The 20,958-nt window shown below is 74.6% G+C and carries 21 protein-coding genes; 6 read left to right on the top strand and 15 right to left on the bottom strand.

The annotated features are described in order from the left end of the window. Positions 1-14 precede the first annotated feature (14 nt). From ACF1AK_RS23150 to ACF1AK_RS23135, 4 genes are all read right to left on the bottom strand, one after another. Positions 15-665, bottom strand: coding sequence for a response regulator (locus ACF1AK_RS23150; protein ID WP_391500713.1), 651 nt, complete (start codon positions 663-665; stop codon positions 15-17). Then, a complete protein-coding gene (locus ACF1AK_RS23145; protein ID WP_391500712.1) occupies positions 653-1,897 on the bottom strand; it encodes a sensor histidine kinase in 1,245 nt (414 codons plus the stop codon). The genes ACF1AK_RS23150 and ACF1AK_RS23145 overlap by 13 nt, the downstream gene beginning before the upstream one ends. A 112-nt stretch (positions 1,898-2,009) precedes the next feature. Next, complete coding sequence (locus tag ACF1AK_RS23140) at positions 2,010-2,318, bottom strand: DUF1232 domain-containing protein (protein ID WP_391500711.1); 309 nt, start codon at positions 2,316-2,318, stop codon at positions 2,010-2,012. 107 nt (positions 2,319-2,425) lie between these two features. After that, the gene (locus ACF1AK_RS23135) at positions 2,426-2,923 is read right to left on the bottom strand and encodes a phosphoribosyltransferase (protein WP_391500710.1); all 498 of its coding nucleotides are present in this window, start codon (positions 2,921-2,923) and stop codon (positions 2,426-2,428) included. A gap of 213 nt (positions 2,924-3,136) precedes the next feature. On the opposite strand from ACF1AK_RS23135, the gene ACF1AK_RS23130 reads away from it, so the two are divergent. After that, entirely contained in the window at positions 3,137-4,012 is an 876-nt protein-coding gene (locus ACF1AK_RS23130; RefSeq protein WP_391500709.1) for an NAD-dependent protein deacetylase, read from the top strand. A 142-nt stretch (positions 4,013-4,154) separates the two neighbouring features. On the opposite strand, the gene ACF1AK_RS23125 is transcribed toward ACF1AK_RS23130, so the two are convergent. Continuing rightward, positions 4,155-4,964, bottom strand: coding sequence for an adenosylcobinamide amidohydrolase (locus ACF1AK_RS23125; RefSeq protein WP_391500708.1), 810 nt, complete (start codon positions 4,962-4,964; stop codon positions 4,155-4,157). After that, complete coding sequence (locus ACF1AK_RS23120; RefSeq protein WP_391500707.1) at positions 4,961-5,686, bottom strand: TetR/AcrR family transcriptional regulator C-terminal domain-containing protein; 726 nt, start codon at positions 5,684-5,686, stop codon at positions 4,961-4,963. Before ACF1AK_RS23120 ends, ACF1AK_RS23125 begins: the two co-directional genes overlap by 4 nt. Before the next feature lie 133 nt (positions 5,687-5,819). On the opposite strand from ACF1AK_RS23120, the gene ACF1AK_RS23115 reads away from it, so the two are divergent. After that, positions 5,820-7,013 carry an FAD-dependent monooxygenase gene (locus tag ACF1AK_RS23115; protein WP_391500706.1) on the top strand — a complete coding sequence of 398 codons (1,194 nt, stop codon included), beginning with the start codon at positions 5,820-5,822 and terminating at the stop codon, positions 7,011-7,013. A 44-nt stretch (positions 7,014-7,057) separates the two neighbouring features. On the opposite strand, the gene ACF1AK_RS23110 is transcribed toward ACF1AK_RS23115, so the two are convergent. Further along, the gene (locus tag ACF1AK_RS23110; RefSeq protein ID WP_391500705.1) at positions 7,058-8,419 is read right to left on the bottom strand and encodes an erythromycin esterase family protein; all 1,362 of its coding nucleotides are present in this window, start codon (positions 8,417-8,419) and stop codon (positions 7,058-7,060) included. Positions 8,420-8,585: 166 nt separating this feature from the next. Beyond that, the gene (locus tag ACF1AK_RS23105) at positions 8,586-8,849 is read right to left on the bottom strand and encodes a hypothetical protein (protein ID WP_391500704.1); all 264 of its coding nucleotides are present in this window, start codon (positions 8,847-8,849) and stop codon (positions 8,586-8,588) included. Between the two features lie 386 nt (positions 8,850-9,235). Between ACF1AK_RS23105 and ACF1AK_RS23100 the strand changes: the two genes are divergently transcribed. Next, a complete protein-coding gene (locus tag ACF1AK_RS23100; RefSeq protein WP_391500703.1) occupies positions 9,236-11,005 on the top strand; it encodes an oleate hydratase in 1,770 nt (589 codons plus the stop codon). 211 nt (positions 11,006-11,216) lie between these two features. Here the strand turns inward: ACF1AK_RS23100 and ACF1AK_RS23095 are convergent, their stop codons facing one another. From ACF1AK_RS23095 to ACF1AK_RS23085, 3 genes are all read right to left on the bottom strand, one after another. After that, positions 11,217-11,372: a DUF6131 family protein gene (locus tag ACF1AK_RS23095; RefSeq protein ID WP_391500702.1), complete on the bottom strand. Its 156-nt coding sequence runs from the start codon at positions 11,370-11,372 to the stop codon at positions 11,217-11,219. A gap of 151 nt (positions 11,373-11,523) precedes the next feature. Then, a complete protein-coding gene (locus tag ACF1AK_RS23090) occupies positions 11,524-11,823 on the bottom strand; it encodes a WhiB family transcriptional regulator (RefSeq protein WP_391500701.1) in 300 nt (99 codons plus the stop codon). A gap of 47 nt (positions 11,824-11,870) precedes the next feature. Further along, positions 11,871-12,089 (bottom strand): DUF6479 family protein, encoded by a 219-nt coding sequence (locus ACF1AK_RS23085; protein WP_391500700.1) that lies wholly within the window; start codon positions 12,087-12,089, stop codon positions 11,871-11,873. A gap of 171 nt (positions 12,090-12,260) precedes the next feature. Between ACF1AK_RS23085 and ACF1AK_RS23080 the strand changes: the two genes are divergently transcribed. Continuing rightward, positions 12,261-13,736, top strand: coding sequence for an aminotransferase class I/II-fold pyridoxal phosphate-dependent enzyme (locus tag ACF1AK_RS23080; protein ID WP_391500699.1), 1,476 nt, complete (start codon positions 12,261-12,263; stop codon positions 13,734-13,736). Positions 13,737-13,767: 31 nt separating this feature from the next. Here the strand turns inward: ACF1AK_RS23080 and ACF1AK_RS23075 are convergent, their stop codons facing one another. Beyond that, positions 13,768-14,166 carry an SsgA family sporulation/cell division regulator gene (locus ACF1AK_RS23075; RefSeq protein WP_391500698.1) on the bottom strand — a complete coding sequence of 133 codons (399 nt, stop codon included), beginning with the start codon at positions 14,164-14,166 and terminating at the stop codon, positions 13,768-13,770. Between the two features lie 203 nt (positions 14,167-14,369). On the opposite strand from ACF1AK_RS23075, the gene ACF1AK_RS23070 reads away from it, so the two are divergent. Further along, positions 14,370-15,152 (top strand): hypothetical protein, encoded by a 783-nt coding sequence (locus ACF1AK_RS23070; protein WP_391500697.1) that lies wholly within the window; start codon positions 14,370-14,372, stop codon positions 15,150-15,152. 35 nt (positions 15,153-15,187) lie between these two features. Here the strand turns inward: ACF1AK_RS23070 and ACF1AK_RS23065 are convergent, their stop codons facing one another. The 3 genes from ACF1AK_RS23065 to ACF1AK_RS23055 all read right to left on the bottom strand — a co-directional run bounded on the left by ACF1AK_RS23065 (position 15,188) and on the right by ACF1AK_RS23055 (position 17,211). Beyond that, positions 15,188-15,670, bottom strand: coding sequence for an ATP-binding protein (locus ACF1AK_RS23065; RefSeq protein WP_391500696.1), 483 nt, complete (start codon positions 15,668-15,670; stop codon positions 15,188-15,190). A 146-nt stretch (positions 15,671-15,816) separates the two neighbouring features. Continuing rightward, positions 15,817-16,215 (bottom strand): STAS domain-containing protein, encoded by a 399-nt coding sequence (locus tag ACF1AK_RS23060; protein ID WP_391500695.1) that lies wholly within the window; start codon positions 16,213-16,215, stop codon positions 15,817-15,819. A 123-nt stretch (positions 16,216-16,338) separates the two neighbouring features. Beyond that, complete coding sequence (locus ACF1AK_RS23055) at positions 16,339-17,211, bottom strand: RNA polymerase sigma factor SigF (protein WP_391500694.1); 873 nt, start codon at positions 17,209-17,211, stop codon at positions 16,339-16,341. A 224-nt stretch (positions 17,212-17,435) separates the two neighbouring features. Here ACF1AK_RS23055 and ACF1AK_RS23050 point away from each other — a divergent pair, with 224 nt between their 5' ends. Continuing rightward, on the top strand, positions 17,436-20,933 hold the full coding sequence (locus ACF1AK_RS23050) for a HAMP domain-containing protein (protein WP_391500693.1): 3,498 nt from the start codon (positions 17,436-17,438) through the stop codon (positions 20,931-20,933). The last annotated feature ends 25 nt before the right edge of the window (positions 20,934-20,958 follow it).

Below are 20,958 nucleotides of genomic sequence, written 5' to 3'. Positions count from 1 at the left end.
CCCGGAGGGGATGGTCAGGCCCGGGGCGCTCCGAGGAAGCGCAGCACGGCCAGCACGCGGCGGTGGTCCACGTCGACCACGGGCAGGTCGAGCTTGGCGAAGATGTTGTTGATGTGCTTCGCCACGGCGCTCTCGCCGACCACCAGCGCCTGCGCGATGCCGGCGTTGGAGCGGCCCTCGGCCATCAGGCCGAGCACCTCCCGTTCGCGCGGGGTCAGCCGCGCGAACGGGTCGTTGTCGCGCCGCAGCAGCAACTGGGCGACGACCTGCGGGTCCAGGGCCGTGCCCCCCTCCGCCACCCGCCGGACCGCCGCCACGAAGTCGGCGACATCGGCAACCCGCTGCTTGAGCAGGTAGCCCACCCCGCTGGTGTTCGCCGACAGCAGGTCGGCCGCGTACCGCTCCTCCACGTACTGCGAGAGCAGCACCACCGCCGTCCCCGGCCAGCGCCGGCGGATCTCCAGCGCCGCCCGCACCCCCTCGTCGGTGAAGCCGGGCGGCATCCGGACGTCGATCAGGGCGAGTCCGGGCCGGTGCTCCGCCACCGCCGCCAACAGCCCCTCCGCGTCGCCGGCCTCCGCGGCGACCTGGAACCCGCCCATCTCCAGCACCTTGATCAGGCCGACCCGCAACAACACCGAGTCCTCGGCGATCACCGCACGCACGGCAGCTCCGCGGTGATGGTGGTGGGCCCGCCGGCCGGGCTGCTGACGTGGAAGGCCCCGTCGAGTGAACCGACCCGCTTGGCCAGGCCGACCAGCCCCGTGCCGGCGGCGTCGGCACCGCCCAGCCCGTCGTCGGTGACGCGCACCCGCAGCACCTCGCCGACCTGGCGGACCATCACCTCCGCACGCATCGCCTTGGCGTGCTTCGTCGCATTGGTCAGCGCCTCCGAGATCACGAAGTACGCGACCGACTCCACGCGGGGCGCCACCCGCTCCTCCAGATCGACCCGCAGCCGCACCGGCAGGGGCGTGCGGGCGGCCAGCCCGGACAACGCCGCGTCCAGACCCCGGTCTTCGAGCACGGCCGGGTGCAGCCCCCGCACCAGGTCGTTGAGTTCGGCGATCGCCTCCTTCGCCTCCAGGTGCGCCCGCGCGATCACCTCGCGGGCATCACTCGACAGGTCCGGGCGGGTGGCCATGGCCAGACCCAGGTTGACCGCGAGGGACACCAACCGCTGCTGGGTGCCGTCGTGCAGGTCGCGCTCGATCCGGCGGCGCTCCGCGTCGACCGCCTCGATCAGGTCGGTCCGGCTCACGGCCAGCTGGTCGACCCGCTCCTGGAGCCGCTGGGCCCGGCTGGGCCCGAGCAGTCCCGCCGCCAGCCGCGCCTCGGCCCGGGCCACTGCCCGCGCGGTCCAGGGCAGGGCGCACAGGAGGAGGAGTCCGGCCGCTGCGCAGGCCGGCAGCCGGGCCGGGAGGCCGGGCCAGTCCTGGCGGATGGCGGTGGGCAGCGCCCATGACCAGGCGCAGGCCGTGACGGCCGCCAGGCACGCCGCTGCCATCGCGAGCACCAGCAGCTCCAGCAGCGCGAGCAGCGGGCCCAGCAGGAGGTGGTAGCCGATCCTGCGCCAGGGCCGCTTCGCCGCGAGCCACCGGGCGGTCGAGGCCCATGTCCGCCGTTCCGGCGCGGTGGGGGTGAGCCGGGGGACGTCCACGCCGATGAGCACCCGGTAGCGGGCCCGCTGAACGGCCGTCAGCACCGGGGTACCGAGCAGGACCAGGGCGGCGGACACGGGAACCGTGAGGAGCCAGTCCCCCGTCCGGGCGGTGGTCGTCGCCGCCCACGCCCACACGGGCACCAGCGCCAGGTGCGGCAGCACACCGGCGGCAAGGAAGCCGGTGTCCCTCCGCGCCCGGAGAACCGTGCGTCTCAGTCCGGCCGGAATCGTCATGGCACGACGCTAGAACACCGCAGGTCGGCGGCGCCATGAATCCTGCACCCGATCTCATGGTGAACCTAGTACCCCAGCCGGCGCGGGTGGCCGGCCCCGGGCGCATGGCGGTTCAGGCCGGGCCGTACCGGTCGGCGTCGCGCGGGCCCTGCGAGGCCTGGCCGACCGCCTTGTGCAGGGTGCGCAGGGCCACCAGGAGCAGCCCGATGTCGTCCAGCAGAATCGGGTCCGGGAGCAGGTCGACGGGGCTGATCAGGTAGGCGATGGACGCCCAGAACAGGACCTTGGCCGACATGGGGACACCGGTCGCCACCAGGAGCCTGCGCACCCGGACCAGCTTCACGACCAGGACCACCGCGACCACCAGGGACACCACCGCCAGGGCGGCGAGGACCCACCACAGAACGTCGCCACCGTTCACCGGCGCACCTCCGCTCTCTTCGCACGACGCTGCCCAGGGTACGGGAGCCGCGCGGAGCAGCCGGTCCGGAGCGCGCTCCGGACCGGCTGCTCGGGGGCCGGCCCGCGTCAGGCGTCGAGGACGCCGCCCGCGCGCCGGACGACCGGCTCCTGCGTCGACCACGGGAAGTTGATCCAGTCGTCGGTCCGCTTCCACACGTACTCGCACTGCACGAGGCTGTGCGACTTCTCGTAGATGACGGCCGAGCGCACGTCGGCCACGTGGCCGAGGCAGAAGTCGCGCACCAGCTTCAGCGTCTTCCCCGTGTCGGCGACGTCATCGGCGATCAGGACCTTCTTGTCGGTGAAATCGATCGCCTCGGGAACGGGCGCCAGCATCACCGGCATGTCGAGGGTCGTGCCCACCCCGGTGTAGAACTCGACGTTCACCAGGTGAATGTTCTTGCAGTCCAGCGCGTAGGCCAGACCCCCTGCCACGAACACCCCGCCACGGGCGATGCTCAGGATGAGATCGGGCTCGAACCCGTCATCCGCCACCGCCTGCGCCAGTTCGCGCACTGCCCGACCGAACGTCGGATAATCCAGGACTTCACGTACATCGCTCACCCGCACATTCTCCACGGTCAACGCCCCGCGGACGAACAACGCACCGGAAGGCCAGGCCCTCCGGCTCGGACCGGCCCCACCGCGACAGGAAATTCTTCGGCCACGAGCGGCTCAAATGAGGTGGCGCCGCCGTCCGGGGACGAAGATTCTTTCGTCCTGCCCCGTCGGACCGTCCCGGCGCGGGCCCCGCTCGGCGGCGTTACCCTCGGCGGTATGGAAGCCTCCGACGCCAGTGCCCCGGAACGCCCCGCCGGCTCCGCGGAGCTCGCGGACCTCACGGGACTGGTGGGGACGCTGGAGCGGCGCGGCGCGGTGGTGCTCAGCGGGGCGGGGCTGTCCACCGAGTCCGGCATCCCCGACTACCGGGGGGCCACCGGTCTCCGCCGCACCGGTACGCCGATGACCTACCAGGAGTTCACCGGCGGCGAGGCCGCCCGCCGCCGCTACTGGGCCCGCAGCCACACCGGCTGGCCCGCCTTCGCCCGGGCCCGCCCGAACGCCGGGCACCGCGCGGTGGAGCTGCTGCGGCGCTCGGGGCACATCGGGGCGGTCATCACCCAGAACGTCGACGGACTCCACCACGCGGCCGGCACCCGTGGGGCGGTGGAGCTGCACGGCGGGCTCGGCCGGGTCGTCTGCCTCGACTGCCGCCGCATCAGCTCCCGGGCCGAACTCGACCGGCGCCTGGAGGAGTTGAACCGGGGATTCCGGGGGGCCGACCCCGTGCTGCGCCCCGACGGTGACGCCCTGCTGCCGCCGGCGCTGGTGGACGGCTTCCGCGTCGCGCCCTGCGCGGACTGCGGCGGCGTGCTCAAGCCCGATGTGGTGTTCTTCGGCGAGAACGTGCCCGCCGCCCGGGTCGAGCACTGCTACGACCTGGTCGACGCCGCCGGCTCCCTGGTGGTCCTCGGCTCCTCGCTCACCGTCCTCTCCGGCCTGCGCTTCGTGCGCCGCGCCGCCCGCGCACGGCTGCCCGTCGTCATCGTCAACCAGGGCCCCACCCGCGGTGACGACCTCGCCGCCCTCCGCCTCGACCTGCCGCTGGGACCGACCCTCACCGAGGCCGCCCGGCTGCTCGGCGCCCACTGAACCGAGCACCCGGGCACGTCCTCGGAGGCCGTCGACGGCCGGCCGGGCCCCCGGGGAGGGTGGTGATCACCGCACCGCGGGGCCGGCACGCACCACCGATGACCACGGGACCGCCGGGCGCCAGGGGCCCGGCGCCCCGGGCTCAGCCGATCGCGCGGCCGGCCGGGAGGACGTTCGCGCACCGGCAGTCCGCCGCCGGCCGGTGGTGCGGCGCGGCGGACCCCCGGGCGCGGCGTTCGCGGTCGCGGTGCGCGCCCTCGACGACCGCCCGGTGGACGGCGCGGGCCAACCGGGCGCCCCACCGGGACCGCGGGCCGCCGAAGGGATCGGCCTCCCGGCGGCCGTCGGGCGTGCGGACGGCCACGCACACCGCGTCGGAGGGGGTGCCGGAGCATGCGTAGCCGGCGTCCAGGAGGGCCTGGACCTTGGCCTCGGTGGCGGTCGCGAGCAGGTTGACGAGACCCGCGTCGGTCACCGGCGCCGGGACCACGGCGAGGATGTTGATCGTGCCCGGAACGTACCGGGCGGGCGCCGGAACGGCCGGCACCCGACCAGCGGGCACCACGGCCACGGGCGGCACGTCGGGCGGCGCGGCGGCCCAGGTCGGCACGCCGATGCCGGTGGTCACCAGGGCGAGGGCGCCGCCGTCCTCGCCCCAGGTGCAGTCGTCGACCTCGGCGGCGGTCATCAGGCCCACCCCCGGGCCGCGCAGCCCCTCGGCCCGCGCCAGCTCCGCCAGGTGCCGGTCCGGATCCAGCCGGTCGTAGCCGGGCCGGACCTGGGCGTTCAGGACCCAGCCGCGCTCGCCGATCCCGCCGCCCAGCACCCCGCTGCTGACCATCCGCCACCCCGGGCCGGCCTCCCACACCAGCAGATGGCGGCAGGAGCCGTCCTCCGTCCGCGCGCCGCGCCGCACGACGGGCGGCCGGCCCTCCGGCGCCGCCCCGGTCACCGGTCCGCGCTCCGGGCACCCTCGGCGCGCCGCTCGATCAGCGCCTCCAGGCCGTCGAGGATGCGCTCCAGGCCGAAGTCCAGCGCCCGGTCGTGGCCGTCCTGCGCGGTCAGGGCCGCCGCGAGGGCGGGGAAGCGGTCGGCGTGCCGGTGCACCAGCGGGCCGAGGACGGCCAGGAACTCCGCCTCGGGCGGGCTGTCCGGTCGGGCCGCGCGGGCCTGCTCGGCGATGCCCCGCACGTGCCCGGCCAGCAGCACGGCGGCGTCCATCCGCTCGGGGCCGGTCAGCCGCCGGCCGTCCAGGGCCGCGACCACCCCCTCCAGCCAGCCGAGTTCCCGGGGGCCCATGACGCGCGGTCCGACGGTGGCGTCCAGCAGCCACGGGTGCCGGGTGAAGGAGGCCTCCAACTGCCGGGCCCAGGCGATGAGCCGCTCCCGCCAGCCGAGCGCGTCCAGCGCCGTCGGCGGCTCGTCGATCGCGGTCTCCACCATCAGCGCGACCAGCTCCGCCTTCCCGGGCACGTAGCGGTAGAGCGACATCTTGGTGAAGTCGAGCAGCCCGGCCACCTTCTGCATCGAGACGGCGCCCAGGCCCTCGGCGTCCGCGATCTCGATGCCCGCCGCGGCGATCCGCGCCAGGCTCAGCGCGGGCTTCGGCCCCCGGGACGGTGTGGCGGGCGGCCCCCAGAGCAGCCGCACCGCCGCGTTCGCTTCCTCGCCCATGCCCGCTCCGTCCGTGGTCCCGGCCGCCCCTTGCGGGGCGGGCCAACTGTGTCTACCGTACACAGCAGTGAACAGTGTCCACCGGACACAGTTCACGGATCCCGCATGGACGACCCCGGATGGAGCGGTCCGCATGAGCACGAAGGTCCTGATCTCGGGCGCGAGCATCGCCGGCCCCGCCCTGGCCCACTGGCTGGGCCGGTACGGGTTCGAGACCACCGTCGTCGAGCTGGCCCCCGCCCTGCGCGGCGGCGGCCAGCCGGTCGACTTCCGCGGCGCGACCCACCTGGGCGTGCTGGAGCGGATGGGCGTGCTCGACGAGCTCCGCGCGCTCGGCACCGGCGGCAGCCCGATGACCTTCGTCGACCCGCGCGGCCGCCGGCTCCTCCACCTGCCCGCCGACTTCGCGGGCGGAGACGTCGAGGTCCCGCGCGGGGAGCTCGCCCAGGTGCTCCACCGGCACAGCCTCCCGCACACCGAGTACCTCTTCGGCGACTCGATCACCGCCCTGGAGCAGACCCCCGCCGGCGTCCGGGCGGCCTTCCGGCACGGCGCCCCGCGCACGTTCGACCTCGTGATCGGCGCGGACGGGCTGCACTCCAACGTCCGCCGGCTCGCCTTCGGCCCGGAGGAGCGCTACGTGCGCCACCTCGGCTACTACGCCGCCACCTGGCAGCTGCCCAACTACCTGGACCTCCCGCCCGGTTCGGTCGGCCTCAACGTCCCCGGACGGCTCGCCTCGGTCGGCGCCGACCCCCGCGACCCGGCCCGGGCGGGGGCCTTCCTCCTCTTCGCCTCGCCCGGACTCCGTTACGACCGCCACGACACGGCGCAGCAGAAGGCGCTGGTCCGGGAGGCCTTCGCGGGCCTCGGCTGGGAGGTGCCCCGGCTGCTGGAGAGCCTGGAGCAGGCCCCCGAGCTGTACTTCGACTCGATCAGCCGGGCCGACGTCCCCGCCTGGTCCACCGGCCGGATCGCCCTGCTGGGCGACGCCGCCTGCGGGGCCACCATCGGCGGGATGGGCACCGGGACGGCCGTGGTGGCGGCGTACGTCTTGGCCGGCGAGCTGGCCCGGGCCCGCGGCGACCACCGCACCGCCTTCACCCGCTACGAGCGGATCCTGCGCGCGTACGCCCGGGGCTGCCAGAAGGGCGGCGACCGCACCGGCCCGTTCCTGGCGCCCGGCACCGCGACCGGGCTGCGGGTGCGCAACGGGCTGCTGAACCGCCGCTGGGTGCTGAACAGGATGCTGGAGCTGGGCAGGCGGGTCAGCAGCCTCGACCTGCCGGACTACCCGGCCGAGCTGTCCGGCGCCCGGCGGGCCTGAGCCCCCCGGCCGGGGCCGCTGGGGCGCCCCGGCCGGGCGGCCGGTCAGAGCTTGCGGGCCGCGTGGACCTCGTGGAGGTGGACGAGGACGTCGTAGGCCCGGCCGACGGCGAGCTCCGGCATCGGGTCGCTGATGAACACCGAGCCGGCGTCGTAGGTGGGGCGGCTGACGTCCAGCCAGTCGCGGGCCGCCCCGGGCACGGTGCGCAGGTCGACGTAGTAGTCGCGGTGGCGGACCCGGTCGAGGGTGTACTCGTTCATCCCCGCGGTGGCCGGCGGAACCGTCACGGACTTCCAGCCGCCGGTCATCACCTCGTCGTTGGTGAGGAAGGCGCCGCGGTCGAAGGTGAAGCCGATGGCCACGTAGCCGCTGCCGTAGGCGTCGCGCAGGTGGGCGCCCTGCGGCTCGGGGTACAGGAAGGTGTCGGTGGCCAGGTACCCGGCGTGCCCGTTGTGCGCCGACAGCAGCACCTTGCCGCCGGTGCGCCGCTGCCACCAGGCGGTGTTGTCGGCCATGGCCCGGTCGCGCAGCTGCTCCGCGGCGGAGACGGACTCCGGGTCGGCCAGGTCGAGGGCGGCGAAGGCGAAGGTCTGGGCGATGTTGCGGGCGTGCTGGACCGCCCATTCGTACGCCTCCTCGCCGGGAGTGCCGCTCGCGGTGACCAGGTCGAGCGCCTGCTGGGCCCGGGCGGCGTTCTCCCGGCGCTCGGCGACCGGGCGGCCGATGTAGGCGATGGTGTCGTCCAGGGGGCGCAGGGCGGCGTAGAGGCCGTCGAGCTGCGGCACGGCGTCCGGCCTGGTCCGCCGGACGGAGGAGACGACCCGTTCGAAGATCCCGTCGCCGAGCTTCGGCGCACCGATGTCGTCGCCCAGGAAGCGGACCGGGCGCCGCGGGTGGCTCCGGTTGTACGCGCGCATCCAGGAGAGGAGGTCGGCGAACTCCTCGCGTTCCCAGGGGCTGCCGCCGAACGCCTCCTTGACGATCCGCCGCGCGTCGCCGGAGCCGCCGCCGAGGACGTACTCGTCGACCAGCAGGCCGCTGGTCCAGCTCGTCTCCAGGGCGAAGGTGGTGAAGCCCTTCTCCTCGACGAGGTGGCGGAAGAGCCGGTGCTTCATCGTGAAGAACTCGTGGGAGCCGTGGGTCGCCTCGCCGAGGCCGACCACCTCGGCGTCGCCGATCATCGCGTCCAGGGCGCGCAGGTCGACGCTGCCGCCGCCGGGTTCGGTGGTGCGCAGCGGCTGGGCGACCCGGTCCAGGGCGCGGACGGCCGCCGCCGCCCGCGCGTCCGCAGGTGCGGCGCCCGCAGGGGCGGCGCCCGCCGTCACCGGGGCCAGCACGGCCGCGGCCGCCGCGGCCGCCGTCGCCGCCAGCAGTCCCCGCCGCCCGATCCGCTTGCTCGCTGCCATCGCTCCGACCACTCCTCACCTCATGGGGCCCGGGAACTCCCCGGTGAGTTGATCATCGCGGTGGCGACGGCGGCGGCGCGCTGGGGACGGCCACCGACTTCCCCGGGGGAAGCCCCCCGGCCGGATTCGGTGGCGGGCCCCCCGCCCGGCGGCGGCCCGCCGTCCGTTACCGGGCCCGCAGCGCCCGTTCGCACTCCCGGCAGCGCTGCTCGGCAAGCGCCGGCGGGTACCACGGCTCGCCCAGGCCCGGCCGGAAGTGCGCGTGCTCCATGTCGGCGGTGTCGCGCCCGCACAGGGTGCGCGGCAGCGGGTCCTCCGGCACGTCCGGGTCCGCCCCGGCGGCGTGCACGGCCACCACGGCGGGCTCGACCCCGTCGGGGCCGAGCGCCCGGGCGGGTTCCAGCTCGTAGAGCACGACGATCGAGGCCATGGCACGAGGATCGTCCGCCCCGGCCGCCGGGACACCCCGGGTGGGCTGTTCGTGGGCCCGCGGTCACCGCCGGGACGCCCCCCGCGGCCCTCACCGGGCCCCTGCGGCCCTCACCGGGGCGCCCGGGCCCTGCCCAGCGGCAGAACGGCCGAAACCGGGACCAAGCGCCCGGCCGGCCCGGGACCTCCGGTCCTCGATCGGGTCCCGGTGGACCGGTCCGCCGCTCCCCCGCCCGGGAGCAGGGTGGTGATCACGGCCCGCGGTGGCCGGTCCGCGGGGTGTCACCCGTCCGGTCCAGCCGCGTTGCCGTCGCAGGGACCGTTGGCGAGCGTGGGCGAGGTCCGCCCGGGCGCGTGAGCGGCTGTTCACCGATCGAAGGAGTGCACGTGTACTGGAGCAGCGGGAACTACGAGGCGTTCGCCAGGCCGCGCAAGCCCGAGCGGGCCGACCGGGCGAGCGCCTGGTTCGTCGGGGCGGGGCTGGCGTCGCTCGCGGGTGCGGCGTTCCTGGTACGCGACGCACAGGTACCCGGCGAGCGGATCACCGTCCTGGAGCGGCTGCGGCTGCCCGGCGGCGCGCTGGACGGCATCAAGGAGCCGGAGAAGGGCTTCGTGGTGCGCGGCGGCCGGGAGCTGGAGGACCACATGGAGTGCCTGTGGGACCTCTTCCGCTCGGTGCCCTCGCTGGAGGTCGAGGGCGCCTCGGTGCTCGACGAGTTCTACTGGCTGAACAAGGACGACCCGAACTTCTCCCTCCAGCGGGTCACCGAGCAGCGCGGCCGGGACGCCCGCACCGACGGCCTGTTCGCGCTGAACGACCGGGCGCAGAAGGACCTGGTGCGGATCTTCCTCGCCACCCGCGAGGAGGTCGAGGGCAAGCGGATCGACGAGGTCTTCGGCCGTGACTTCCTGGACAGCAACTTCTGGCTGTACTGGCGGACCATGTTCGCCTTCGAGGAGTGGCACGGCGCCCTGGAGATGAAGCTCTACCTGCACCGCTTCGTCCACCACGTCGGCGGCCTGCCGGACCTCTCCGCGCTGAAGTTCACCAAGTACAACCAGTACGAGTCGATGGTGCTGCCGCTGACCCGCTGGCTGATGGACCAGGGCGTGACCTTCCGCTACGAGACCGAGGTCACCGACATCGACTTCGACCTCACGCCCGGGCGCAAGCGGGCCACCCGGATCCACTGGACCGAGGCCGGCAAGCCCGGCGGCGTCGAACTCGGCGAGGACGACCTGGTGTTCACCACCATCGGCTCGCTCACCGAGAACTCCGACAACGGTGACCAGCACACCCCGGCCCGGCTGAACGAGGGTCCGGCCCCGGCCTGGGACCTGTGGCGGCGGATCGCCGCCAAGGACCCGGAGTTCGGCCGCCCGGAGGTGTTCTGCGGCAACATCCCGCAGAGCAAGTGGGAGTCCGCCACCGTCACCACCCTGGACCCGCGCATCCCCCGGTACATCCAGCAGGTCGCCAAGCGCGACCCGTTCAGCGGCGGGGTGGTCACCGGCGGAATCGTCACCGCCCGGGACTCCTCCTGGCTGCTGAGCTGGACGGTCAACCGCCAGCCGCACTTCAAGCAGCAGCCGGCCGACCAGATCGTGGTCTGGCTGTACTCGCTGTTCGTCGACCGGCCGGGCGACTTCGTCCGCAAGCCGATGCAGGACTGCACCGGCGAGGAGATCACCCAGGAGTGGCTGTACCACCTGGGCGTCCCCGAGGCGGAGATCCCCGAGCTGGCCGCCGGGGCCGCCCGCTGCGTGCCGGTGATGATGCCCTACGTCACCTCGTTCTTCCTGCCGCGCAAGGCCGGTGACCGGCCGCAGGTGGTACCGGACGGCGCGGTGAACTTCGCGTTCATCGGCCAGTTCGCCGAGACCGGGCGGGACTGCATCTTCACCACCGAGTACTCGGTGCGCACCGGCATGGAGGCCGCCTACCGGCTGCTGGACGTCGAGCGCGGGGTCCCCGAGGTGTTCAACTCGACCTACGACGTGCGCAAGCTGCTCGCGGCGACCAGCCGGCTGCGCGACGGCGCCGAACTGAGCCTGCCCGGCCCGGAGTTCCTGCGCAGGCGGCTGCTCCACCGGATGGAGGCGACCGAGGTCGGCTCGCTGCTGGAGGAGTTCGGGCTGATCGACGAAGGACGGTAGCGGCACGGCACGGACCCGGGGGGGGGCGCCGCCCCGCAGGGGGGGCGGCGGCCCCCCGCGCGCGGCGCCCCCGGCCGGGGGGGGGGGGGGGGGTGGGGGGGGCGGTTCCCTCGGGGGGGGGGCGGCCCGGCCCCCGCGGGGGGGCGGGCGGGGGGGGGGGGGGGGGGGGGGGGCGGGGGGGCCCCCCCCGCGGCCGGAGGTCGGTCGTGGGTCAGTAGTAGTGGCGGCGTCCGCCGACGGCGTGGCCGAGGGCACCGGCCACCCACAGCACGAGGCCGATCACGGCGAGGACGAGGCCGATGGTCCACAGCACCGAGATGCCGGTGACGAAACCGATGATGAGCAGTATGACGCCGAGGACGATCACGGATACCTCCCGGTGGATGCGGACGGGCGGGGCCTCGGAGGGCCGGTGACCTGCCGTTCTCCGGTCAGGCCCTGGCGCTGCGTGTACCACCCTTCCGGGCGGGCAAACACGGCCGGTGCGCGCGGGCCGGCAGCGGCGGCCCGGGGCCGCGCTACGCGGCCCGGCCGCCCGGCGCCGAGGCGTCGGTGAACAGCGCACGCCGGTCCTCCTCCGTCAGCCCGCCCCACACCCCGTAGGGCTCCCGGGTGGCGAGCGCGTACCGGCGGCACGGCACCCGCACCGGGCAACGCGCGCAGACCGACTTGGCGTGCTGCTCGCGCTCCTTCGCGGCGGCGCCGCGCTCGTTGACCGGGTGGAAGAAGATGCTGCTGTCGACGGTGCGGCAGGCCCCCTCCAGCTGCCAGTTCCACTCGTGGTCCACGGCGCCGGGGAGGCGGGAGATGTCGGTCACGGAAGGCCCTTCCTGGTCGCACGACGGCGGTCGGTGTCGGCCTCCGTCTAACCGCGATGCGGAGGTTCATGCGCACCGTCGTCACGGCCGCGCAGCCGCTCCACCGCGTCGAGCGGCACCGGCGGCGGCTGCTTGCGGGCCCGGCGGCGGCTGCCCCACACGAAAGCGGCCAGCAGGGCGCCCACCACCAGGACGGCGGGCAGGACGGTGACGAACAGGACCGGCCCCTGCAGGCCGGCCGCGAGCGAAGCGGTCGTCTCGGACATCGGTTGCACCTTCCGGTCGACGGGGCCCGCCGGCGCTCGGCCCGGGCCGTTACGAACCGCCCGCCTACCCGGGCGCCGCCGCCCCACACCCGGCGCCGGCGGAGGGCGCGCACCGCGCCGGGCCGGGCGGCGGCGGGTTTCCGGCCGGAGCGGCGGGGCAGCCGCCGGACCATGGACCAGTCGCAGGCACCCGTGCTGGAGGCCCTCGCGGCCTACCACGCCAATCCGCTCACCACCTTCACCCCGCCCGGCCACAAGCAGGGCCGCGGCGCCGACCCGCGCACCCTGGCCGCGCTCGGCGCGGACGTCTTCCGCTCGGACGTGCTGGCCACCGGCGGGCTGGACGACCGCACCGCCTCGCGCGGCATCCTGGAGCACGCGCAGGCGCTGATGGCCGAGGCCGTCGGAGCCGACCACACGTTCTTCTCCACCTGCGGCAGCTCGCTGTCCGTGAAGTCCGCGATGCTCGCCGTCGCGGGCCCGCACGAGAAGCTGCTGGTCGGCCGGGACGCCCACAAGTCCGTGGTGGCCGGCCTCGTCCTCGCCGGGATCCGCCCGATCTGGGTGGATCCGCAGTGGGACGCGCAGCGGCACCTGGCGCACCCGCCGTCCGCGGCGTCCTTCCGTGCCGCGTTCGCCGAGCACCCGGACGCCCGTGGCGCCCTGGTCACCTCCCCCACCCCCTACGGGACGTGCGCCGACCTGCCGGCCGTCGCCGAGGTGTGCCACGCGGCGGGCCGGCCGCTGATCGTCGACGAGGCGTGGGGCGCCCACCTGCCCTTCCACCCCCGGCTGCCCACCTGGGCGATGGACGCGGGCGCGGACGTCTGCGTCACCTCCGTCCACAAGATGGGCTCGGCGCTGGAGCAGAGCTCGGTGTTCCACCTGCGCGGCGACCTGGTGGACCCGGCGGTCCTCAAGCAGCGCGAGGACCTGCTCGGCACCACCAGCCCCTCCGCGCTCGTCCACGCCGCCCTGGACGGCTGGCGCCGCCAGATGGTCCAGCACGGGCGCGCCCTCTACGACCGGGCGCTCGACCTGGCCGGCGAGGTGCGCGCGCGGATCGCGGCGCTGGACGGCATGCACGTGCACGGGCGCGAGGACTTCTGCGGCGACGGTCTCGCCGCCGACCTCGACCCCCTGCAGGTGATCGTCGACATCTCCGCCCTCGGCACCACCGGCTACCGGGCCGGGGACTGGCTGCGCTCGCACCACCAGCTGAGCCTGCACCTGTGCGACCACCGGCGGATCAGCGCCCAGCTCACCCACGCCGACGACGCCACCACCGCCGACGCCCTGCTCGCCGGCCTCTCCGAACTCGTCGCGGCGGCGGCCGACCTGCGGCCCGCGGCCGCGGTCCACGTGCCCCGCCCCGACCGGCTGCGCCTGGAGCAGGTCCTGCTGCCGCGCGACGCGTTCTTCGGCCCGACCGAGCAGGTGCCGATCGAGAAGGCGGCGGGCCGGATCGCCGCCGAGATGCTCACGCCCTACCCGCCGGGGATCCCGGCCGCCCTGCCCGGCGAGCGGCTCGACGAGGACGTGGTGGAGTACCTGCGCAGCGGGCGGGCCGCCGGGATGCTGGTGCCGGACTCGGCGGATCCGGCGCTGGGAAGCCTGCGGGTGACCGTCGAGGACGGCGGGCGCTGACCCGGCGGCTCTCCGCCCGGGGGCGCGCCCCTCAGGCGGAGAGCAGGTCGCTGATGCAGCGGTCCCAGTCGATCCGGCAGGACTCCGAGCCGACCGGCACCGCCCGGCCGGTCGCCCGCAGGAAGCGGGCCAGCGGGCGCGCGGGGGCGTTCAGCAGTGCCACCCCGGACAGGCCGCCCAGGGCAATGAACACGTGCTCGCCGGTGCCGCTGGGCTCGATGTGGACGTCGCCCTCGCCCACCGGGCCGCGCAGCCCGGCCGCCAGCAGGTCGCGGGCCACCACCCAGACGGCCCCCTCCTCGGCGCCGAAGTCCAGGTGGACGGCGAACGGGTCGGCGCTCTCGTAGCGGCACTCGACGTCCAGGTCCCGCCCCTGTGCCTCCCCCGTGATCAGACGCATCCTCAGCTGTGCCGCCACCTTCTCCGACATCGGCCTCGCCCTCCCTCGTACCGTCCTGCCGAAACGTTGTGGGCACCGTCTGCCCCGGCGGACCCCGGTCATGCCACGGAATCGGCGGGCGCGCCACCCGGCGGGCGCGCGGACCGCGGCGGACCGGGCGGAGCCGGACGGTAACGGAGGGTTCGCCCCGGTACCGCACGATTCGCCCGCCGCGCAGCGGGCAAGGAAGGCGTATGGAAGACACGCGCAACCGTGAGGTGGACGCCGCGGTCGACCGGGCCGACGCGCGGCGGGTGACGGACGAGCTGCGAGCGGCGGTGGCGGAGCCCCGCACCGCCGCACTGGTACTGACCCGGCGGGTGCGCGCCGCGCACCGGGGCCGGGCGTGGGCGGTGCTGGGGCATCCCTCGTGGGACGCCTACGCCATGGCCGAACTCGGTGTCCCACGGGCCACGGCCTACCGTTTGCTGGACCTCGCGGCCACCGCCGCGGTGATCGAGCAGACCGTGGCCCGCGAGGCCGGACCCTCGCTCGCCCACGCCTGGGACACCTGGGCGGTGCTGGACGTGGGGGCGGTGGTGGACCTGCGCGGCCGGCTGTCCGAGCTGACCGACCTGCTCGCCGAGCGCCTGGGCCGGCTGCGCGCGGACGCCGGCGGGGAGCCCCGGGAACCCGCCCGGGTGGCCGCCGCCGTCGCCGACGCCATCGCCGAGCTCCGCGAGAGCCCGGACGTCCCGCCCGCGGATCTGCGGCGCGTCCCCGGGCCCGACGGCATCGACGTGGAGGCCTGGCGCACCACGGTCGCCGAGGGGCTGGGCGTCCAGCGGCGGCTGCGGGGCGGCTACCGGGAGCTGGGCCTGCTGGCCCTGCGCGTGGCGCCGGGCTACGTCTCGGACCACGACGCCGAGACGGTGCTGCACCTGCTGGGCGAGGAGATCGGCAGCACCTGTGACGAGCTGCTGGCCTGCCGCCGCTACGCGCTCACCGGCGACGCCCGCGCGGTCGAGGGACTGTAGGCGGAGCAGCCGGGCGCCGGTGCGCCCGGCTGCGGTCAGTCACCCCGGCGCAGCCGCGCCGCGTCGACCTCGGCCCAGATCGTCTTGCCCTGGCTGTGCGGCTCGGCGCCCCAGCGGTCGGCCGTGCGCTCCACGATGAACAGGCCGTGACCGCCCGGCAGCGCCGGATCGTGCGGCCGGCGCGGGACGGGCATGACCGGGCTGCGGTCGCTGACCTCGACCCGCAGCCGGGCGCCGGTGACCTCCAGGACCATCTCCAGCGGGCCGTCCCCGTGCAGCATCGCGTTGGCGACCAGCTCCGCCGCCAGCAGCACCACGTCCTCGGCGACCTCGTCGCGGGGGCCGGGCACGGCGGCGGGCGGGAACCAGTCCGCGAGGGCCCGGACGGTGAAGGTCCTGGCGTGCGCGACCGGCTTGGGGAGCCCGGCCAGCGTCAGCCGCCTGCGCTGGCCGCCCGGCGGCGTCACGGGTCCGGCCTGCTGGGGTTCTCCGTCCAGGGTTCCCCGGCTCAGCGTCATTGGAGGGCACCCTTTCGGATCGACGGCGTGGTCCGGTGGTCGGTTTCCCGGCGGTTCCGGAATTATGCCTGCCGCCGGATCCGGAGGGCACCACGGGTGCGCCCGTCCGGATCCGGCGTGCCGGACGGGCCGGCGCGAGCCCTGGCTCATCCCGCCAGGGCCGCGTCGACCGACTCGTGAATGGCGAAGACCGTACGCGCCCCGGTCAGGTCGAGGACCCGCATGACCGTGGCCGGGACGGCGGCGAGCCGCAGTTCCACTCCCGCCCGCTCCGCCGCGAGGCGGGTGCGCAGCAGGACGTTCAGCCCCGAGGAGTCGCAGAAGCCGACCCCGTGCAGGTCGACCACCACGGCCGCGGGCCGCTGGGCGACCAGGTCGGCGAGCGCCTCGGCGGCCGGCGCCAGCGTCTCGACGTCGAGATCCCCGGCCAGCGCGCAGAGCATCACCCCGCCGGCCCCGGAGCGGGTTTCCACCACCAGCTCGGGACGGGGTTGGGAGGCCGCCAGCACAGTCTCTCCCTGGTCGTTGGATGGCATCATCGTCATTCCCCTCCATGTCCGTGCCTTCCGACCATACGGAGGTCACGCCCGCAGGCCAAGTGAGGGGTGGTCGTGCGGGGCCCTCGCGCCCCGGGCGGGGAGCCGCACCGCGTGGCACGCGCGGCACGCTCAGGCCGCCTCCAGGCCCTGGCGCAGATGTCGCAGGGTGCGGCTGAGGAGCCGGGAGACGTGCATCTGGGACAGGCCGAGCCGGGCGCCGATCTGGGACTGCGTCATGTCCTCGCAGAAGCGCATGGACAGGATCAGCCGCTCCCGTTCGGGCAGGGTGGCGATCAGCGGCTTGAGCGCGACCAGGTCCTCGACCAGGGCGAGTTCGCGGTCGTCCTCGCCGAGGTGGTCGCCCAGCGGGCCGGGCCCCTCGCCGTCGTCGTTGCCGCCGTCCAGCGAGCCCGCGGTGTGGGCGTTGGCCGCGGTCAGGCCCTCGACCACCTCCTCGGGGGAAATCCCGACGTGCTCGGCCAGCTCGGCCACCGTCGGGGCGCGGTCCAGCCGCTGCGCGAGGCGTTCCTGGGCCCGGGCCAGGGTGATGCGCAGTTCCTGGAGGCGGCGCGGGACGTGCACGGCCCAGGTGGTGTCCCGGAAGTGCCGCCGGATCTCGCCGAGCACGGTCGGCAGGGCGAAGGTGGTGAACTCCACACCCAGCTCGGGGTCGAAGCGGTCGATGGCCTTGATCAGGCCGACCGCACCGACCTGGAGGAGGTCCTCCTTGGGTTCGCGGTGCGAGTCGAAGCGGCGGATCGCGAACCGTACCAGGGAGAGGTTCATCTCGACCAGTGTGGAGCGGACGTAGGAGTACTCCCGGGTGCCCTCCTCCAGGGTCGCCAGACGGCGCAGCAGCACCTTGGTCAGTTCCCGGGCGTCCGCGGGCGCCACCTCCCGGGGGTCCTCGACCGCCGCGAGCTCGGGCGGCAGCAGGTCCCGCAGTCCGGCCGTGGTCGGGGCAGCGGCGGAGGCGAGCAGTTCACCGGTGGGGGCCACCATGGGAATCCTTCCGTCGTGTTGGTACGGTCCTGCCCCGCTACCCCGGAAGCGCGAAAGGATGCAGTTGCCGTCTGTGAAGGTTTCATGGAGACGGTCTGCGGCGTCCGGAACGGCGGGACCCTGGAAAGGTTGCCCCGGGCATCAACTGTTTTTCAACCGCGGGTAAGGGCTGGGGTAGCCTCCGGGGCGGTACCCACCACGCCCGGGGACCGGTCCGACGACCCGTGCTCGCGGCGTCCAGGATCGGAGGCGAGCGTTCGATGGCCGGCCCCACGACCTTTCAAGGACCCCCGCGGGGGCCCCAGCACGAACCGGACCGAGGGCCCGACAGCGCGCGCGTGGGCGAGCCCGAGCTGAGGCTGCTCCTCGCCGGGCTGACGGCGGTGCGCGACGGCGACTTCGGCACCGAGCTGCCGGACGACGCCGACGGCCTGCTGGGCGAGATCGCCACGGTGTTCAACGGCATGGTGGACCAGCTGTCCCGGTTCACCTCCGAGGTGACCCGGGTCGCCCGGGAGGTCGGCACCGAGGGCCGGCTCGGCGGCCAGGCCCAGGTGGACGGCGTCTCCGGCTCCTGGGCGGACCTCACCGACTCGGTCAACGCGATGGCGGGCAACCTCACCACCCAGGTCCGCGACATCGCCCAGGTGGCCACCGCGGTGGCCAAGGGCGACCTCTCGCAGAAGATCACCGTCGACGCCCGGGGCGAGATCCTGGAGCTGAAGAACACCGTCAACACGATGGTCGACCAGCTCTCCGCGTTCGCCGGCGAGGTGACCCGGGTGGCCCGCGAGGTCGGCACCGAGGGCATCCTCGGCGGCCAGGCCGACGTGAAGGGCGTCTCCGGGACCTGGCGCGACCTCACCGACTCGGTGAACTTCATGGCCGGCAACCTCACCGGCCAGGTCCGGGCGATCGCCCAGGTGGCCACCGCGGTGGCCGGCGGCGACCTGTCGCAGAAGATCACCGTCAACGCGCGCGGCGAGATCCTGGAGCTGAAGGAGACCATCAACACGATGGTCGACCAGCTCAGTTCCTTCGCCGACGAGGTGACCCGGGTCGCCCGCGAGGTCGGCTCCGAGGGCCGGCTCGGCGGCCAGGCCCAGGTGGAGGGCGTCTCCGGCACCTGGAAGCGGCTGACCGAGAACGTCAACCGCCTGGCCGGCAACCTCACCCGGCAGGTCCGGGCGATCGCCGAGGTCACCAGCGCCGTCGCGGCCGGGGACCTCACCCGCTCCATCACCGTGGACGCCTCCGGCGAGGTCGCCGACCTCAAGGACAACGTCAACTTCATGGTCCAGTCGCTGCGCGAGACCACCCGCGCCAACGAGGAGCAGGACTGGCTGAAGACCAACCTCGCCCGCTTCTCGGCGCTGATGCAGGGCCGGCGCGACCTCGTGGTCGTCGCCGAGTCCGTGATGGACGAGCTCGCCCCGCTGGTCGCCGCGCAGTGCGGCGCCTTCTACCTCGCCGAGGAGGGCCCCGAGGGGACGGTGCTGCAGCTCGTCGGCTCCTACGCGTTCCCCGACGGCGAGCGCCCCACCCGCTTCCGGCTGGGCGAGTCCTTCGTCGGCCAGGCCGCGCGCAGCCGGCGGACGATCACCGTCGACTCGCTGCCGGCCGGGTACCTGGCCGCCTCCTCGGGGCTCGGCCGCACCGGCTCGCTGTTCCTGGTGGTGCTGCCGATCGTGGTCGAGGAGCAGGTCCTCGGCGTGATCGAGCTGGCCTCCGTCCAGCCGTTCACCCAGGTCCACCGGGACTTCCTCGACCAGCTGATGGAGACCATCGGCGTCAACGTCAACACCATCATCGCCAACGCCAGGACCGACGAGCTGCTCGGCGAGTCCCAGCGGCTGACCGCCGAACTCCAGGCCCGGTCGGAGGAGTTGCAGGCACGCCAGGAGGAGCTCCAGGCCTCCAACGCGGAGCTGGAGGAGAAGGCCGAGCTGCTCGCCGCGCAGAACCGCGACATCGAGGCCAAGAACCTGCAGATCGAGCAGGCCCGCCAGGAGCTGGAGGACCGCGCCCACCAGGTCTCGCTCGCCTCGACGTACAAGTCGGAGTTCCTGGCCAACATGAGCCACGAGCTGCGCACCCCGCTCAACAGCCTGCTCATCCTGGCCCAGCTGCTCGCCCAGAACCCCACCCGCAACCTGACCGCCAAGCAGGTCGAGTACGCGGGCATCATCCACTCGGCCGGCTCCGACCTGCTCCAGCTGATCAACGACATCCTCGACCTGTCCAAGGTCGAGGCGGGCAAGATGGACGTCAACGTCGAGGCCGTGCCGCTGCGCGCGCTGCTCGACTACGTCGAGGCCACCTTCCGCCCGATGACCGGACAGAAGAACCTCGCCTTCGCCGTCCAGACGGGCGACGGCGTACCCGCCGAACTCGTCACCGACGACTACCGCTTGCGCCAGGTGCTGCGCAACCTGCTGTCCAACGCGGTCAAGTTCACCGAGCAGGGCCGGATCGAGCTGCGGATCGAACCGGCCGCCGCGGCCGAACTCCCGGACGGCATGCGGCGCGACGGCGGCGCGGTGCTCGCCTTCCGGGTGAGCGACACCGGCATCGGCATCGCGCCCCAGCACCTGGAGACGGTGTTCGGGGCCTTCCAGCAGGCCGACGGCACCACCAGCCGCAAGTACGGCGGCACCGGTCTCGGTCTGTCGATCAGCCGCGAGATCGCCTACCTGCTCGGCGGCGCGATCACCGTGGAGAGCACCCTCGGCCGGGGCAGCACCTTCACCCTCTACCTCCCCGCCGCCCGGCCCGGGGCGGCGGCCGGCGCCGACAGCGGTGCGCGCAAGGCCCTGACCGGCGCCCCGGAGCCGGCCGGGGACGAGGACCGCGGCGGCCGGCCGGCCGCCGACGGCCCGCGCCGTCTGCTCGTGGTGGAGGGGCGCCCCAACGGCCTGCTGTCGCTGGTGGCGGAGAACGCCGTGGCCGACCTGGCCCGCTACGCCGGTGCGCAGCGCCAGGTGGAGATCGTCACCGCGGTCGGCGCCCAGGAGGCCGCCGCCGCGCTGGCCACCTCCGCGTGCCACTGCGTCGTCCTGGAGCTCGACCTGCCCGACGGCACCGCCACGAAGCTCCTGGAGGAGATGGAGCGCGACCCGGCGCTGCACGCCGTCCCGGTGCTGGCGCACCACAACCAGGGCGTCGGCGCCCAGGACGAGCACACCGTGCGCCGGGAGGCCGGCCGTCCGCTGGAGTTCCTGTCCAGCCTGGACGAGCTGCGCGAGCGCGTCGCGCTGCACATGAGCGCCGACCGCCCCGGGGCGGTGCTGCCGCTGGTGCGGGGCGCCGAGCGCGACACCTTCTGGAGTCCGCAGGCCGACCCGGTGCTGGCCGGGCGCACCGCGCTGGTGGTCGACGACGACGACCGCAACCTCTACGCGCTCACCAGCATCCTGGAGCTGCACGGCCTGCGGGTGCTCCAGGCGGAGAACGGCCGGGCGGCGCTGGAGGCGCTGGCCGCCCACCCGGGGATCGACGTCATCCTGATGGACGTGATGATGCCCGAGATGGACGGGTACACGGCCACCGCGGCGATCCGCGCGATGCCCGAGCACGAGGGGCTGCCGATCATCGCCGTGACCGCGAAGGCCATGATCGGCGACCGGGAGAAGAGCCTGGCCTCGGGTGCCAGCGACTACATCACCAAGCCGGTCGAGCCGGCCGAGGTGATGGCCCGGATCAAGCACCACCTCGCCCGGTAGCCCCCGCCGCCGGCCCCGAACCCGA

The sequence above is a fragment of the Kitasatospora sp. NPDC015120 genome (genome assembly GCF_043080305.1).
Taxonomy (GTDB): Bacteria; Actinomycetota; Actinomycetes; order Streptomycetales; family Streptomycetaceae; genus Kitasatospora.
The sequence above is the reverse complement of the archived record's forward strand: the minus strand, read 5'-3'. Positions and strand labels throughout refer to the sequence as shown.